Annotated in this window: 18 protein-coding genes; 1 reads left to right on the forward strand and 17 read right to left on the reverse strand. The window is 40.2% G+C overall.

Annotated features, from left to right (window positions below; all coding sequences use genetic code 11):
* Positions 1 to 35: 35 nt before the first annotated feature.
* The 17 genes from H589_RS0116635 to H589_RS20970 form a co-directional block, all read right to left on the reverse strand.
* Complete coding sequence (locus H589_RS0116635) at positions 36 to 986, reverse strand: LpxL/LpxP family acyltransferase (protein WP_027723069.1); 951 nt, start codon at positions 984 to 986, stop codon at positions 36 to 38.
* Positions 987 to 1,004: 18 nt separating this feature from the next.
* Entirely contained in the window at positions 1,005 to 2,186 is a 1,182-nt protein-coding gene (locus tag H589_RS0116640) for a DUF2062 domain-containing protein (RefSeq protein WP_245577186.1), read from the reverse strand.
* A 1-nt stretch (position 2,187) separates the two neighbouring features.
* The gene (locus tag H589_RS0116645) at positions 2,188 to 3,537 is read right to left on the reverse strand and encodes a lipid biosynthesis B12-binding/radical SAM protein (protein ID WP_027723071.1); all 1,350 of its coding nucleotides are present in this window, start codon (positions 3,535 to 3,537) and stop codon (positions 2,188 to 2,190) included.
* Between the two features lie 79 nt (positions 3,538 to 3,616).
* Positions 3,617 to 4,075, reverse strand: coding sequence for an acyl-CoA thioesterase (locus H589_RS0116650; RefSeq protein ID WP_027723072.1), 459 nt, complete (start codon positions 4,073 to 4,075; stop codon positions 3,617 to 3,619).
* Positions 4,072 to 4,461 carry a 3-hydroxyacyl-ACP dehydratase FabZ family protein gene (locus H589_RS0116655; RefSeq protein ID WP_027723073.1) on the reverse strand — a complete coding sequence of 130 codons (390 nt, stop codon included), beginning with the start codon at positions 4,459 to 4,461 and terminating at the stop codon, positions 4,072 to 4,074. The genes H589_RS0116650 and H589_RS0116655 overlap by 4 nt, the downstream gene beginning before the upstream one ends.
* 1 nt (position 4,462) lies before the next feature.
* Positions 4,463 to 4,990 (reverse strand): hypothetical protein, encoded by a 528-nt coding sequence (locus H589_RS0116660; protein ID WP_027723074.1) that lies wholly within the window; start codon positions 4,988 to 4,990, stop codon positions 4,463 to 4,465.
* A complete protein-coding gene (locus H589_RS20025; RefSeq protein WP_051249797.1) occupies positions 4,983 to 7,385 on the reverse strand; it encodes an MMPL family transporter in 2,403 nt (800 codons plus the stop codon). The genes H589_RS0116660 and H589_RS20025 overlap by 8 nt, the downstream gene beginning before the upstream one ends.
* A gap of 1 nt (position 7,386) precedes the next feature.
* Complete coding sequence (locus tag H589_RS0116670) at positions 7,387 to 8,022, reverse strand: LolA family protein (RefSeq protein WP_027723075.1); 636 nt, start codon at positions 8,020 to 8,022, stop codon at positions 7,387 to 7,389.
* Positions 8,019 to 8,501: a hotdog family protein gene (locus H589_RS20030; protein ID WP_051249798.1), complete on the reverse strand. Its 483-nt coding sequence runs from the start codon at positions 8,499 to 8,501 to the stop codon at positions 8,019 to 8,021. Before H589_RS20030 ends, H589_RS0116670 begins: the two co-directional genes overlap by 4 nt.
* Positions 8,502 to 8,768: 267 nt before the next feature.
* On the reverse strand, positions 8,769 to 9,185 hold the full coding sequence (locus tag H589_RS0116680; protein WP_027723076.1) for a hypothetical protein: 417 nt from the start codon (positions 9,183 to 9,185) through the stop codon (positions 8,769 to 8,771).
* A 29-nt stretch (positions 9,186 to 9,214) separates the two neighbouring features.
* Positions 9,215 to 9,793: a lysophospholipid acyltransferase family protein gene (locus H589_RS0116685; protein WP_245577188.1), complete on the reverse strand. Its 579-nt coding sequence runs from the start codon at positions 9,791 to 9,793 to the stop codon at positions 9,215 to 9,217.
* A 216-nt stretch (positions 9,794 to 10,009) separates the two neighbouring features.
* Positions 10,010 to 10,264, reverse strand: a complete 255-nt coding sequence (locus H589_RS0116690; RefSeq protein WP_027723078.1) for a phosphopantetheine-binding protein — start codon at positions 10,262 to 10,264, stop codon at positions 10,010 to 10,012.
* Positions 10,257 to 11,489 carry a beta-ketoacyl-[acyl-carrier-protein] synthase family protein gene (locus H589_RS0116695; RefSeq protein ID WP_027723079.1) on the reverse strand — a complete coding sequence of 411 codons (1,233 nt, stop codon included), beginning with the start codon at positions 11,487 to 11,489 and terminating at the stop codon, positions 10,257 to 10,259. Before H589_RS0116695 ends, H589_RS0116690 begins: the two co-directional genes overlap by 8 nt.
* Positions 11,471 to 12,988, reverse strand: coding sequence for a phytoene desaturase family protein (locus H589_RS0116700; protein ID WP_245577190.1), 1,518 nt, complete (start codon positions 12,986 to 12,988; stop codon positions 11,471 to 11,473). The genes H589_RS0116695 and H589_RS0116700 overlap by 19 nt, the downstream gene beginning before the upstream one ends.
* Positions 12,967 to 14,181, reverse strand: coding sequence for a beta-ketoacyl-[acyl-carrier-protein] synthase family protein (locus H589_RS0116705; protein ID WP_027723081.1), 1,215 nt, complete (start codon positions 14,179 to 14,181; stop codon positions 12,967 to 12,969). The genes H589_RS0116700 and H589_RS0116705 overlap by 22 nt, the downstream gene beginning before the upstream one ends.
* Before the next feature lie 228 nt (positions 14,182 to 14,409).
* The gene (fabG, locus tag H589_RS0116710; RefSeq protein WP_027723082.1) at positions 14,410 to 15,132 is read right to left on the reverse strand and encodes a 3-oxoacyl-ACP reductase FabG; all 723 of its coding nucleotides are present in this window, start codon (positions 15,130 to 15,132) and stop codon (positions 14,410 to 14,412) included.
* 175 nt (positions 15,133 to 15,307) lie between these two features.
* On the reverse strand, positions 15,308 to 15,481 hold the full coding sequence (locus H589_RS20970) for a hypothetical protein (protein ID WP_169433131.1): 174 nt from the start codon (positions 15,479 to 15,481) through the stop codon (positions 15,308 to 15,310).
* Between the two features lie 301 nt (positions 15,482 to 15,782).
* On the opposite strand from H589_RS20970, the gene H589_RS0116720 reads away from it, so the two are divergent.
* Positions 15,783 to 16,124, forward strand: a complete 342-nt coding sequence (locus tag H589_RS0116720) for a DsrE family protein (protein WP_027723083.1) — start codon at positions 15,783 to 15,785, stop codon at positions 16,122 to 16,124.
* The last annotated feature ends 7 nt before the right edge of the window (positions 16,125 to 16,131 follow it).

Below are 16,131 nucleotides of genomic sequence, written 5' to 3' on the forward strand. Positions count from 1 at the left end.
TCTTATTCTGATTGCTTAATAAAAAAAGTAGTCTGTTACTGCCACATATTGAAAAAATTATAGAACTGGTACGGATAATCCTGACAATATTTTTCAAGTTCACGAGCATATTCCTGCGCATATGGTTTAAAGGCTTCAGCTCCGCGAATTTCGCCTTTATCAGCGTCATGGGGCACGGTAATTGTTTTGATTAACCGGAAATTACCTTTCCCCGCTCCTGTCCTTTCTGAAAAAACAATGGCTATTGGGGTGCCAGTTGCTGCGGCTATTTTATACGGACTTACAGGAAGACTAATTCTGTCTCCTAAAAAGACAACCTCAACCGTATTTTTCATGCTGCCGAAAGTGCGGTCTGCATTGATACACAGTACACTTTTATTTTTCAGTGCGCTCAGCATCTCAAGGGAACCGCCAAGTGGAGCTGCCGGATTAATTATAGCTATTTCTTCAACACTCTTTTCAGCGTTTCGTGCCCCTGATTTCTTCCACTTAAAACTATGCTGATCAACATTTCCAGTTTCCATAAGCATTACAATTGCCTTGGGAGCATTGATAAAATCCAGAAATGAAATGCCCATCTGCCAGCAACCGACATGTCCTGTAATTAAAATAAGCCTGTTGTTTATGTCATACAATTGCTTCAGTTCTTTCTCATGTTCGCTGTCATTGGTGGTCTGGAAGCGGCCTAGAATTCTGAAAACTGAGCGGTCTACCAACATTTTTCCAAAATTCCAGTAAAGCCGAAATGTCCGGACAAATGATCTTACTTTGCCGGCTTGACCGAATCGTCGTTGCAGATAGTATGAGGATCTTTTACGAATCTTGGGTAAAAGACAGTAGAATATGACAACAAAGAAGAGCAACAAATATGCAGCTTGATGACCTAATGTACGAATAATTAAGTAAAATATATTATGAAAAAAAGCAGAAGCCAGACTTTTACTGGTCCATCTTTCAGCCTTTTGCGGATCTTTTTGTCTGCTCACTGTTGCGCTCTCAATTAATTATAGCGGTTTCATATCTAAAAACCGTCTAACAATAAAGGCCATGACATAAATAATCATTCCTATAAGCAAGGCAAAAAGAGGACCTAACACAAGGGAACCAAGTATCCACTCATAGAAGCGTTCTAATGCTTCATATCCAATCGTATGCAAAGAAATTTCAGTTAGAAATTCATTGTTACGGATGAAATATCCGGTTTCGATACATAGAGCTGGAACGAGTGGAGGAATACATAGCTGGCTTACAGCCAGGCCTGTAATCTTACTCAGTCTGAAGAACCCGCAGACAACAATTATTGCAATAGAGTGCATAGCAATAAGAGGCAGTGTTCCAAGGAGCATCCCTACTGCTCCGGCGATAGCCAGTTTAAAAGGTGTTTCATCTTTTGAGAGAAGAATACGCAGTGAACGCAACGGATGAATAGGTGTAACTTTACCTTCTTCATCCTTGTCAAATTGTCTGTGTGGAATAGGGATAAAAGATCGTGCTGTAAGCCTTGTATTTAAAAAGGAGATTCTTATGTTGTCTTTAAATTTATCAAAATGCGAGATTCTTTCTTCGGGGGAGGGGTAATATACTTTAATAGGTATGTCACAAAGCTTATATCCGGCCCATGCAGATTTAACCAGAATTTCGATTTCAAAGGCGTATCGGCGTTCATATGTTTTGACTACAGTAAATATCTCAAGTGGGTATGCTCTAAATCCACTTTGCACATCACTAAGCTTGCTTCCAGTTTGAACACGCAGCCAGAAATTAGAAAAACTGCGCCCGAATTTGGATGCACCGGGAACATTCGGTCCATCAAAATCACGACTGCCTACCAAAATAGCTTCGGTATTTTTTTCAATGGCATTAAGAAAAAGCGGGATATCTTCTGGAAAATGCTGGCCGTCTGCATCAATGGTGATAATATGAGTCTTGCCCATCCTGATTGCGTAATCTGCCGCAGTCAGGATAGCCTGTCCCTTGCCCGCATTTTTTGTATGGCTGATGGTGGCAACTGCAAGATCTGATATTTTTGCAAGTCCATTGTCAGTACTCCCGTCATCAACAATCAGCACATCTCCATATTTAAGACATCTTTCAGTTACATCTCGCAGAGTTTTAGCATGATTAAACAGGGGAATGACTATCAGTGGTTTTATGACTTGATTACTCAGATTATGCTCCATATTCATTTTATTTTTCAGGCTGGTCGAATTTGATTAACTGATCCCAGAGAATTCCTCTGAAGCCGAACCTTTTAATAATATTAATGCGTTGTTGACCTTCATCGGGGGGGAAAAGGCGATCTCTGCGTTTTTTAAATCCGGTGAGTAATGCTGTATTCATTTCATCTTTATCAAGTAATGGTGAAAAATAGTAAACTGGATCAATTAATGGATGATCTGGAGAAATTAGACCCTCTTTTACTGCCCGTGTAAAGAGCGGGGTTCCCTTATGCAGCCTGATTCCGGAAAATGGAAATACCACGCAATTGCGTAGGCTGTTCATATTGGAAATGCCTTCGTTTACAGTTTTGATTGTTTCATCAGGTCCACCGAAAATTACGAAATGAGCACATGGTATTTTTTGAGCAATGCATTTTTCATTGAAATCCACAACATCGTCAAAGGTAAATCCTTTATGCAGTGCTTTCATTGTGGTATCTGTGGTTGCATCTGTTCCGACTTCCATGGCTTTAAGCCCGGATTGCTTCAAGAGTTTTAATTCGCTGTTTTCAATTTTATGAGGCTGAAAAAAAGCACACCATTTAATGTTTAGTTTACGGCGAATAATTTCTTCGGCAACCAGCAGGTAATGGCCATTACGGTCATTGAAAACTGAATCCGTAAAGAATAAATTATCAGCTCCCTGTGCATAAAGAATTTCGATTTCATCAGCTATATTTTCAGGGGGCCTCACTCGCATTTGGTGTCCTTCCAGAAAAGGATATGTGCAATATGAGCAATGGTTTTCACAGCCTCTTTTGGTCTGAACATTAACAACGCCGCTTTCAGCAATGTAAAATTTCAAAAGTTCCTCAGACCAAAGGGGGAGGGGGATATTTTCTCCCTGAATCCCTTCCTCAGGTTTGAAAATGGCAGGAACTTCATCACCATTTTCTAATTGGCTAATGAGCCGGACCATTTTTAATTCGCCTTCACCTACAATGCCGTAATCCGCACCTATATATTCAAGTATTTCTTCTGGAAGCAAAGAAAATCCTGCTCCTCCTGCAATGACCTTGATACGCAGTCCTTTTACTACTTTTACTATTTGACGGACTTTATGGATATATTGGTTTGTGTGAGAGGTGAAAGAGTCAACATTATCAATATTGCGAATAGAAATACCTGCATAATCAGGGTTCGCTGCTATGATTGATTTTTTTAGATGATCAAGGTTGTTGCCACTGGCAAGCATGTCGTATTGAATGACCTTATGACCAGCATCCTGTAATGCTTTAGCAATAACCGACATACCAATGGGGTAAATAGGATATGGTTCAACATTCGTGTTAGATGAGATCAAAAAAATCGAGGGCATACAGTATCTTTTCCACTGCTGGTTATAGCTGAATATTTATTACTTTGTGCGTCTATTCCAAAAAAAACTATACGAGTTTTTATAAAAGGCCTTTTGCCCATTTGGTACATAATTCTGAAAATAAATCAGGTTGATACATCATAAGCTCATTGTCTTTGATAAAAAGTTGAACAGTGCATCCTGTAGTGGATTTTTCTCCCTCTGCGTTGCGTATGATAAATTCATAGTTCATACGTGCAGCTTCGGTCCAGTGCAGTCTTGTCTCGATGGTAAAGACTTCACCGAAGTGAAGTGGTTTAATGTAATCTACCTGCATTTTTTTTATGGGTGCAGCAATCTTGTATTTATATAGGTCCATATATCCTATGCCGTACTTATCACCAAGTGCGACCCTGCCATCTTCAAAATATCCGGGATAACGCCCATGCCAGACAATATTCATGGGATCTACTTCTTCGAATCTAACTTTACGTTCAACAGTGAGACGAAGGGGAGCCGGAGAGTTTTCAGGAATCTGGAAATAACTTTTGCGACTCACGATTTTACCTCTGGACTGAAAATGAGCTGATAGGATGCTGCAATTTCATTTTTCACAGTTATTTTGCAAATGCTTATGTGCTTTTCTTGTTTGTTTTTTATATTGAAGCCTAAGGAGATATTTTCGTCAGGTTTGATTGGTCGTAAAAATTTACAACGGGTTACGCTTGTCAGCACAAAACTTTCATGCGGAAACTGCATGTTCAATATACTTAACGAGCTTGTTTCACCAAGCAGTGTTTGAATAACTCCCGGTAGAATGGGGTTACCTGGAAAATGTCCGTCAAACCCTGGAAAGTCAGGTGTGAAACAAAATGTACGTGAAAATCCATCTGTTTCCTCTACTATTTCTGAACCTCTTCTTTCGATATATGTACAAAGATCCATTTTATGGTTCCATTTGTTCACCGGAGTTTAAAAAAAGCTCCAGCGTATAATTCTTTTGGTTATTTTTTATTATAATGTGTTTAGCAAAATTTAAGTTGCCTATATGTACGATTCCGCTTTCAGTTAATGTCAGTTGGTCAGATTTATCTTTTTCAGGAGCAAGATAAATTTTATATATGCAGCGCATACATTCAGCATAAAAATTTGGAATTGCACGTAAAAAAGGTGAAATAAAAAGCGGCTTGGAATGATATCCTGTTCCATCAGCCTTAATTTCAGCAATTAGCAGTTTCATTCCCATGTCACTTAGTATGACTACTTTGGCCTGCTTATACTGCGGTTCATAATGGAGCATTCCGCGAAGAGGAATTCTTTTTTTTTCAATTGAGAGTACTGCGGAGTGCTTCAGCGTGTAGGTCGGACTAGGTTTTAGTAGAGGATATTTTTGTATGCGTGAAGAACAGGAACTGCAAAAAAATACAGTCAAAACAGTCAAAGCGAGTATGGTCAATCGTATGTTTTTAGTCATTGATATACTCTGTTCCGGTTTTAAAACGAAGTAGACAGGGCAGGATAAAAACCGCACAGATAAGAGCTGCACTGACCCCTATTGATACAGTTGCTCCAAGAGAATGAAGTGAAGGGTGTTTTGCAAAAATAAGTACACCGAACCCTGCAAGTGTAGTCAGCCCTGATATTTTAACCGCTTTCACGGTGGAAGCTGAAGGTGTTTTTATTTCCTGAAAGACCATAAATATTCCGTAGTCTGCCCCAAGGCCGATGACAAGCGGTAATGCCACAATATGGAAAATGTTGAGTGGTATATCCAGTAGTCCAAGTGCTCCGAAAGTAGTGATTACTCCGAATACTACCGGAGCAATAGCCAGCGCAGATCTGCGCATATCTCTGAAAAGTAAGAAGATTAATAATGCTACAAGCAGGCCTGAAAAACAGATAAATTTAATGATATCTTTCTTCATTTCATTTTCAAGCTCAGCTTTGAATTTGGATTGCGAGACTAGTCTTGCGTTAAGCTCATGTTCCTTTACCGGAGTGTAGTAGTCTAATATTTGTCTGGTTTCCGGCAACAGGGTCATGACCAGTTTTTGATTAGCATAGCCTTTTTTCGGTATTAGCAGTTCACTAAGGAACTCTAACGGGCCAGAGTTCATCCTCTCTAGCGTGATTTCTGGTGGATCAGTGGTTAGTTTATGGATGGTTTTGTCAAATATTTTTGACGCAAATCCTAGTTTCTGGGCTTTGGTATCTACTCTTTTAGCCGTCTTAATTATCTTTTCGGCAGTCCAGAATGTATTCCAGTTCAGCAGGTTTTGATTCTGAATTGAAGCAGCAGGAAACATAGGAGTAAGATTTACAACTTTGGTTTCGGGCATATTTTTCCAAATATCAACCAGGGCCTTTCCACTGTTTTGCAGTGCTTCATCCAGGGTTGCTCCCTTTGAAAAGAGCATTGACTGCCCGTGCAGATTTCCCCATTTTTTATGAAATAACTGCTCAGAATTTTTAATTTCACTTGAAATATAACCAAGTTTTTTAAGCTCCGTATCAAAAGAGCTGGAGAATGCTGCAGATAATCCAATTGTTAGAATCAGAATGGCTGAAATAATTATTGCCGGTTTGTGCTTATTGTTAATTTTTAAGCATTTCTTTTCAGTTCTGATTACAGGGAAATAGTTACAGAAATTAGGGATAAATAGGAGGGAATAGCCGCAGGCAGCGACAATACCGGTCACAGAAAAAACAGCCAGTTGCCTGATGCCTGGAATTCCAGAGACATAAAGTGCTGCAAATGCTGCGCAGGAAGTTGCGGCCCCGAAAAGAATTGGAGATATGACTGTCTGCAGGGCTGAGTCTTTATTTCCTTTATTGTCAGCCAAGGCAAAATATGTATGTACCGCAAAGTCTATTGATATACCCATCAATACCGCACCAAAACCTATGACAATAGATGACATCGGCTTGAATACTAATGAGGTCACTCCAAATCCGGCAATTATGGCAACTGCGGGAGCAAGAAAAACGGTTAGTGCTCCGCCGTGCCGAAAACATACCAGAAAGAGAAGCAAAAGAGCTCCGAGTGAAACTGCGGAGACAGTTAGAATGTCTTTCTTAATGATTGAAGCGTTCGCATCAGTATAGATATGACCGCTGATCAGGTTGATTTCAATTTTGGTGTTTGCAGTCTGGTATTTCTTTAATGATTCATTTTTAATTTGTTTGAAATGAGAAAGAAGTTTTGCTCCTGCTTTCGAGTCAGTCATTGGTATTTCAGACTTGGCAATCAGCAGCAGGGCGGTTTTGTCTTTGTTAAATAGATGTTTACCTTGCATATTAAATCTGGGTAGATTTTGCAGTAGAGAAATTTTGCGTAGATAAATTGACCTTAAATTCAGAGGATCAGCAGCAATAATATCTTTCATTCCTAGGCCTGCAGGAGACAGAAGCTGTTTCTTGCTTGCAACTAAACTGGAATCGATTTCGTTGTTAGAGGTAAGTTTCTTCAGCCGTTTCAGGTCCGCATTATCGGTAAGTCTTGGTGCATATCGCAACAGGTAATTGGTGATACTTTGTGGAGTAATGTCAGAGTAATCTTGAATTACCAGATACGGAGGCGTCATTTTAGAAGCTATAGAGTCTGCAATTTGAATAAGTAGTTCCGGCTTGGCTGAAGAGCTTGATATGGATATTAATACCTTTCCAGATAACGGAGACTTTTGCAGAAGTTTAAAGTCGTTGCGTATGTTGTCATTATCTCCCTGCGGGATCATGGTTGAAATATCTTCGGTCAGTGATCCTTTCAGTATCGGCAGTGTGCATAAAAGAAAGAACAACAGCAAAATTATAGCTGCCTTAATCTGTTTCGCTGAAAGGATAGGTGATTTAGGGGGCTTAGTGGGTAGCATGCTATCTTTTTTCGAATATTTCTGTAGCTATATTCCCATTAATTATTACATCTGAAAATTTTATTTTAGTATAATCTCCATCTGGTTCATGCAGTTCAATTCCTTGAAGATATCTTGAATCTGGCGAAAAAAATATTTTAATCAAGCTCAAAAAACTTTTTGCAGTTTTTGATTTAGGACTCAGCTCCATAACAGGTGGGCTGTAGTTAATCATTTTAATGGAATATGTTGAGCTTAACCATGTCATATTCATGGTTGTCCATGCTAAAATCTGTTGAGAAATTACAGCCATTTCAGGAGATGTCTGAGTGCTGAAAGGAGTCGGTTCTGCCGCAGCTTCATCCCATTTAAGCCCTGTACTTCCCTTAAGTAGAAAGCCGGAAACAAAAGGCGATGAGTATTCCCATCGCAAGTTGTCTGGTTTGGAGAAGGTAAATTTTCCTTTTGATTCCATAGTATCTGCAAAAAGAGAAATATAGCTTTTCTGTGTGAAATTGCTGCTGATAGAATGAATATTTTTTGAACCTGATTCTAGGCTTAAAAGAAATTGTTGCTGTTTACTAACGTCGGCAAGAGCAGCTGATGCCATGAGCATTGTCATAATGAAGAGGAATAAGATTCGTTTCAGATAAATCATTTAATTGTATCCTCAATATTATTTTGCTGTGCTGTTAACTGTTCAACCGTTTCTTCCTGCGGAACAAAAAGTTTAATTTTACCTTCAGCGAGAATTTTGCTGTTAATCGAAATAATTCCTTCTACGACCGCAAAGCCATCAAAGTCCCCGATGGTTTCCACTGAAATAGTAAGATCATGATCTGTGCATGGAATATTTTTCTGATAAATTTCAAACCGCTGGACTCCGACAAGGTAGCCTTCAGGGATAGGATTTCTTTGCAGTAAATAGCTGTAGCCGCATACAGCAGCATAAGCTTGTGCCACCAATTCAATATAAAAAGGGCTAAGTATTCGTCCTTTAGAACTTACTGCAATAGATTCCGGTGGAAGTTTTGCGGTAACAGTCCCCGTTCTGCCGTTTGCAGAAATAATATGATCAATGAGCAGCATTTTACCTCTATGAGGTAGTACTTTTTCAGCAATAAGTGGAAGGTTCATAGCATTTCTCGGGGAATAATTGTGCCGTCAAAACTGGTTTTGAGATTATTGCACTATATGTATTATGATGTGGTATGTCCCAGTCGTTCTAGTCTCTTGTCCTAACAAAGCATTCTTTCAGTCTTTAAATCTTGATATGCTTTATAGTCAATTTATTTGTATTTACAGATTGATTTTAAGGCCAATTATAGACATCAAAATACAAGCTACTGCAATTACTTTGAATGTTATTGCAGTAGCTTTGTTTGTTGTGCTGAAATATAAAGATCAGCTAGACTGGGGTATGTTATTATATTGCCCTAACTCTATGTTAATTGCACGGGCAAGGTTGTTAATCCATCCGTTATAATTGCTATGAATAGTATCACCTTTGTGCTTCAGATTTGTGCTGTCTTTATAGTTGATACTGTAGCTTTCAGTAGTATAAGTGATGTCGACAACTGCTTCATGCGACCGAATATTAAGAGTTGCTATCAAATGGCCCGGAGAAACATCAGTCATCTGCCAGTTGAGGCTGTATCCTGCTTTGATGATAGAGTTTTTGACTTCTTCCAGAGTTCTTGTGCTTTGAGAATTATTGATTATAGGAGCCAGCTCAATATTATGAATAGGAGCTGTTCTGCAGCCTCCAAGCAGGGCGGCACATAAAATTAATACGAAAGCTAGAATACGTAGGTTTTTCATTTGTGAATTCCTCCCTTGGCAAACAGCAATTAATTAAATTTCGATTCTTTTTCCTTTAACTCATCAATCCCAGTAACTATAATTTTTTTAACTGCTCGGCGCAATTCAATATGTCCGTTTTTCATCTTTTTATATTTATCCGGATAAATAGGGTCAAATATTTTGCCTCTTACTTTGGAGGGTCGAATAAGCATGTTGCCCTTTGAAAGAAGTTTGTAAGTACCGGAAAGACATAAAGGGACAATAGGCATTCCTGATTCAAGGGCGATAAGAAACGGACCAGAGTGAAAGCGATTTAATTTTCCATCACTGCTTCTCGTGCCTTCAGGAAAAAACATGAGGCTTGCCCCGTCGTTAAGAGCATTAAAAGCTTGTTTTTTAATACTGCCCACTTCTTCATTTTCAACATCAATATATCCGGCAAGGCGCATGTAAAATCCATAGAAAGGAATTTTAAAAGGCCAGCTGCGTACAGCAAAACAGATGTTTTTTTCAGGCTGTAATGAAACCAGATAAGGATCAAAGAAAGATTCGTGGTTGGCTACAATTATGCAAGGACTGGGTAATGTTACATGCTCAGGCCATTTAATATCAACAAAGAAACTCATCAATTTTGAGCAGCTCCAGCCGTAATGCCAGATCATTTTACGAAGAGTTTCTGATTTTGCGTGGTTTAAAATTTTGGTGAAAAAAATATAATATACCGGCGAGAGTACTAAACTGATAATTGTTCCGCAAACAAGGCTGATATATATTCCGGCATTTATCCAGAACAGTTTTAAGTATGAAGACATCAAATGTTTAGAGAACTTGGGCTTCTATGTTTAGCTGCCCTGATTTTTTTTGTTAAGAATAAAAGTATGTAGGTCACCAAGTGTACGGATTGATTTAAATGCTTCGTCTTTTTTTATTTTGATTTCGAATTCCTGCTCGAGAACAATAACCATGTCTACGGCGTCGAGGCTGTCCAGATCAAGGTCGTCTTTGAAAATAGCCTCTGGTACCATTTCAGGCATGTCCAGTTCAAATTCTTCGGCAAGAGATTTATTAATACGCTCAATTATTTCCTGATCAGTCATTTATTCTCCTAAGAACAAGTGATGTATTAATGCCCCCAAGGGCAAAGTTGTTCTTCAGCGCATATGTAATTTTTCTTCTTTCTAATTGCAAGGTGTTGTTTATTGATGCGCAAAGTGGATCGGGATTACGTAGATTAGCTGTTGGAATTATTGTTTCTTCCTGCATCATTTGTATTGTCGCGATTGTTTCAATTGCGCCACTGGCTGCCATGGTATGCCCGAGATGGCCTTTGAGACTGCTTACAGGTGCCTTCGAATCCAATTCTGTAGAAATTGCTTGTGCTTCTGAGGCATCTCCTTGCAGCGTTCCTGTCGCATGGGCATTTATATAGTCGATTTTATCTACTGAAATACAGCTCTCACTTATTGCTTCCTGCATGCATCTGCCAATTGCCTTCTGGCTTGGGGAGGCCATATTACTGCTGTCACAAAGGGAAGCAAAGCCGCTTATCTCTGCCAGAATTTCAGCTCCGCGTTTTCGGGCTGAGTCATAGTTTTCAAGAACGATGATACCGGCTCCTTCAGAGCAGACAATACCGTCCCGCTTGGAGTCAAAGGGCCGTGATGCTGTTTCAGGATGCTTTTCCCCAGAAATCGAGGCTGCTTCAAGGATATCAAAGGTCCCTATAGTTAGAGGATGAAGCTCATCTGTTCCTCCGCAGAGCATTATATCCTGTTTGCCATAGGCAATTGCTTCGGCTGCAAGGCCTATATTCTGGCATCCTGTAGAGCATGCTGCTGAGACTGAAACCACCCTTCCTGTGATATCCAGAAATTGTGCTAAATTAGCCGCACAACTGTGATTCATGATTTTAAAGAATTCTGTTGACCGGATTCCTTCGATTGAGTGCTCATTAATGTAGTGAGAAAAAAAATGTTCCATCATCTTGGCGCTTCCGGTAGTGGAACCAACTGACAATCCTGTGCCCCTGTCAGTGAGTTGCTCCTGTGTAATCCCGGCTTGTTTGACTGCCTCAAGAGCAGCCAGACTTGCAAAGATCGAAAGATCTGACATGGTGCGCCTGAATTTGCGGGGAATAGCGCTTGCATCACAGTCTGGAACTCTGCCTCCGATACGTGGCCGCAGTCCTGCTATTCCTTCCAATTCTGTTAAACGGGTGATTGCACTGCGTCCTTCAAGAAGTCCGTTCCATAGATTTTCAATCCCGCATCCATAAGGGCTGACCGCTCCCATGCCTGTAACTACTACCCGTTGTATATGCATCTCAGTTCCTCATGGATTTTATCGTGTCCGCTAATAATACCACATGTCAGGTAGGCTGAAACAATAGCCCCGAGTACTCCCGGTGCAATGATGCTCTGCCCTGCCATAAAAAGACCTTTAATCTTGGTAACCGGGAGCGGGTTATATTGAGAAGCTGTGTGAGCGACCCCGTATAAACTTCCGGTAGGACTTAAACAGTAATCTTTTAAGGTAAGCGGAGTTGCGCAATCAACAAACTCCACTTTTCCATATAGTTCAGGGCAACGCCGGAAACATTCAGTTTTAAATTCTTTTATGAGCTGATCTTTTAGTTTTTTATAATCCGGCGGTCTGTTTTTTAACGATGAGTCAGCCCATTTTGCAAATTTATCAAAGCTTATAGGCATAACTGCTGTAACAGCCTGCTTGCTGTTTGGTTGCGTTGTTTGTCCTGCTGAAATAAAAATAGCGCTTTGTTTTATAGTTGCTTTGCCTCTCAGTATCTCGGAGTAATTTCCATCAGGCCAGAGAAAAATATTTTTCCTGTTAAGGCTCTCGGTGGGAGGCTGAGCAATTCCAAAAAGAATGAGAGCAGATGTTGTCTCTGACAGATCATTAATTCTGCGTTTAAAAATCGGGCGGAAGGCTCCTTCTGCAGCACAGCTGACCATTGTCCTTGGGTGAGCGGTCCATATGCAGGACTCAGCCTTTATGGTTGTTCCATCTGAAAACTGAAGACCTTCAAACTCCCTATTGGAATTATGATTGATTTTACTGACGGAACTTCCCGTTAGAATATCTACTCCTGAGTCTGCAAGTACCTTCTGGAAAGCTCTAGCAATTGCTCTACCTCCACCTTCAATGGAATGGGCCGACATAAAATATGATCCGGCAACCAGAGCATGGGTTGAAAGCATGGCTTCATCCGGAGGAGTGCCGTAGAGCAGCGTGTGGTAACATAGCAGCCTTTTCAAATCTTCATTGTCTATAATTGAATCCAGAAAACTTTGTAACGTTTCTGTTTCTGCATGCGTGATAGATTTAATAGAGAAATTGCGATTAAAATTTAGAAAAGGTGAAAGATTAAAAGTTTCTTTAATTTTAGCAAGATAACAGTCTATGGCTTCTTTTTCTGCAGGAAAAGCTGAGTGTAAAGTTTTCTTCAGGTTATCATATCCGAATGGAATGTTGATTTGTTTTTCGTTGTGCTCAAATCTGAAGCAGTCATAGCCATTTTGATTAAATGGAATTTTAGTAAGGTTTTCAGAAAGGCCGAGATGTTTGAAATATACGTCAAGAGGGTGGTTGTCTCCAAGTCCGCCAAGTAGATGTACTCCCGTATCAAAGTGCATTCCATGACGATTAAAACCTCTGATTGTCGGAGCCAGTGTGGGGAATGCTTCTACAAGTGCAACTTTTCCTCCGCTGCGAGCTAGAAGGATTGCCGCAGTCATGCCTGAAATTCCACCGCCAACAACTATATGCTCATATTTATTCATCAAAATTTTAGTACCAGGCATGAATTGGTTCCGCCGAACCCGGCTGAGTTCAGCAGTGCATTACGTGGTGGTTCAAAGATCGTTTCTGACACGATGTTCAGTCCAGCCGCATCGCTGCCGCCATCTTTATAGTTGATGTTGGGAGCAATGAATCCCCCCTGATTCATGAGCACTGTATATACAACCTGACTTGCTCCGGACATCCATAGTTCGTGTCCTGTCATGGATTTGGTTGAAGAAATTCTGGGATTACTATCACTAAATAATCTTCGGATATTTTCAGCTTCAGCGGCATCTCCAGCTGGCGTCGCTGTGGCGTGTGCACATATGTAGTCTATATCACTGGCTGCAAGTCCTGCCTGCTTAATTGCTTTGGCTCCTGCACGGGCCAGCCCTGTCTTGCCGGGGACAGAAATATGTTCACCATCAGACGAAAAACCATAACCTGAAACCGTTCCCAGAATTTCAGCACCACGTTCTTTGGCGAGATCATATCTCTCGAGTACAATTGCAGCCGCTCCCCCGCTGGGGACAAGGCCGTCACGATCTTTATCAAAAGGGCGGCTGGCCTGCTGCGGAAGATCCGTTTTACATGAAAAAGCACCAAGACCGTCAAAGCTGCACATGGATTGCCAGTTGATTTCCTGTGCTCCACCACAGATAACTCTTTCCTGCTGACCAGATGAAATAAGGCTGAATCCCTGTCCTACAGCGTGACCTCCGCTGGAGCAGGCAGAACTGATGGTCCATGCAGCCCCACGGGTTTTGAAAAGTGTATTCAGGTTCATTGTAATACAGGAGGTCATAGAGCGAAAAACAGCGCCGCTGCCAATAAGAGAAGTCTGTCCTCGTTCTTTCAGTAACTCCACCTGATCAAGAGCTGCGATGCAACTGGAGTCGCAACCGAAAATCAGACCTGATTCATCGTTTTGCAAATCTTCAATACTCAGACCTGACTGATCAAGTGCCTGAAAAGCAGCGGCATAGGCTTGAACGGCGTGATCAGGCATAGTTTTAAGCTGTTTTCTGCTTAGCCATTCTTTGGGATTAAAGCCTGTAATTACACCAGTCAGTGGACTTTCAAAGCCCATTGTAATCCGATGCGCATCGACAATGATGCCCGAACTTCCTTTTTTTAGAGAGTTGCTGATATCCGCGCGGGATGATCCTAAAACCGAAATGGCACCAATGCCAGTAATTGCAACTTTAAACAAAAGAACTCCTGAAATCTCAGTTAAGTCTCACCACTCAGCCTTTTTAAGAGGTCGAAGACTATATAAAATATATTCTTTTTTTGTATATTAAGAAGGCATACCAAGAATCTGTTTACTGCATGAAATAATAACCTTGTAATCAGTTAATTAGATTTTGGATATGCAGCCGATTATTAAAAAAAGCTGGATGATGGTATGGGCGCATGTTGATAGATTTGCTTGTGAGTATTATGTATAAATGCCGCCGTTAACAGCTATAGTCTGACCTGTTATGTAGCTGGCTTTGTCTGAGCATAAAAAGGATACAACTCCAGCCACTTCCTTAGGGGTGCCAAGCCTTTTGAGCGGGATAGTATTTTTGATTTCATCAACTGGAAGCTCACTTAACATGTCGGTATCTATGAAGCCGGGAGTGACTGCGTTGACTAGAATATTGCGTTTTGCAACTTCCATTGCCAGAGATTTTGTAGCTCCTATGAGTCCTGCCTTGGCAGCACAGTAGTTTGTTTGACCGGCAACTCCGGTTTCGCCAGAGGTTGAAGCAATGTTTATAATCCGCCCGGTTCTTTTGCGCAGCATTCTGGATACAACCGGTTTAGTTACATTAAAAAAACCGGTCAGATGAACCTGCAGAACTTTGTTCCAGTCAGAACTATCCATCATCATCATAATGGAGTCGCGAGTAAATCCGGCATTATTTACAACGATATAAGGAACTTTTTTTTCAAGAAGAGAACTTAGATTCTCTTCAACAGCTTTTTCATCTGTAACGTCAAATTTAAGCAGAGTGCATTGCTGTCCGTGCTGCTTTATTTGTTCTGCTGTTTTATGTGCTCCTGCATCATCACTTCGGTAGTTAAGCCAGATATCATAGCCGTCTTCAGCAAGTTGCACGGCAATAGCTGCACCTATACCTTTGCTTGCGCCAGTAATTAATGCAATTTTTGACATTTTAAATTGATAGTCCCTGTTGTGTAGTTTTTTAGTCTGCATGAAGACTAAAAAGTGATAGATTCTGAATAATCTAATACTTCAAAATAATCCTGCCCATATCTTTAGATAGGAATTAATATTTATAGTTGTTTTTTTCTATAAATCATTAATAGATATCTTTGGTCCGATATAGTTATATGGCATCTTCGTCAGTATTTCTTCCTTCTTGATATCCTTTATGAAATTCTCCAGGCATCTCTTTTACTTCTTTAATAGCCTGACCTGTTGCTTTGCCCATTTTGGCACAGCCTAGAGAAGAAACCATGATTGTCGCAATTATGATTGCGGAAGCGATTTTGGTAAGCATATTTCCTCCAATATGTTTTGATGATGATAAATAATATTGGAAAATTTGAAAAGTCAACTGGAAGATATTATAAAATGTAGTTTACCAAGCCTGACGCATCTGCTGCTCTGTATTATTTCAAAATATTAGGCTGCAGCAATGATTGGATTTGATCGTGACTGTTTTCTTTTACCTTACCAGCTTTCACTTTCTTGCATAGATATTTACTCTGGTGTAATTAATACTGTATTCAGTCTATTATATTGATAACCTTTCTATATTCAGGAATCAGTTAATGTTTTAAAAAAATGGAGTTTAACTCATGTATTGCCTCTATGCCTTTAATGGTGAACTTATGTGCTTCGTTCACGTTCTTCTGAACGGACTTGATATGGCTGAAAAAGGTATGAAAGTATCCATCGTATTTGAAGGAGCTTCAGTTGCTCTTATCCCTGAACTGGAGAAGAAGGACTGTCCTTTTCATAAATTGTATATGAAGGCCAAGTCACAGGGACTTTTTGACGGAGCGTGTAAAGCCTGTTCCGTTAAACTTCAAGTGAAAGAAGATGTGGAAAAATCCGGAATCCCTCTTATTGGTGAAATGTCTGGACACCCGGCAATGTCAGATTACATTGAGAAAGGATATAAAATAATTACCTTCTAGTTCGTTA

The sequence above is a fragment of the Maridesulfovibrio zosterae DSM 11974 genome (genome assembly GCF_000425265.1).
GTDB classification, from domain to species: Bacteria; Desulfobacterota; Desulfovibrionia; order Desulfovibrionales; family Desulfovibrionaceae; genus Maridesulfovibrio; species Maridesulfovibrio zosterae.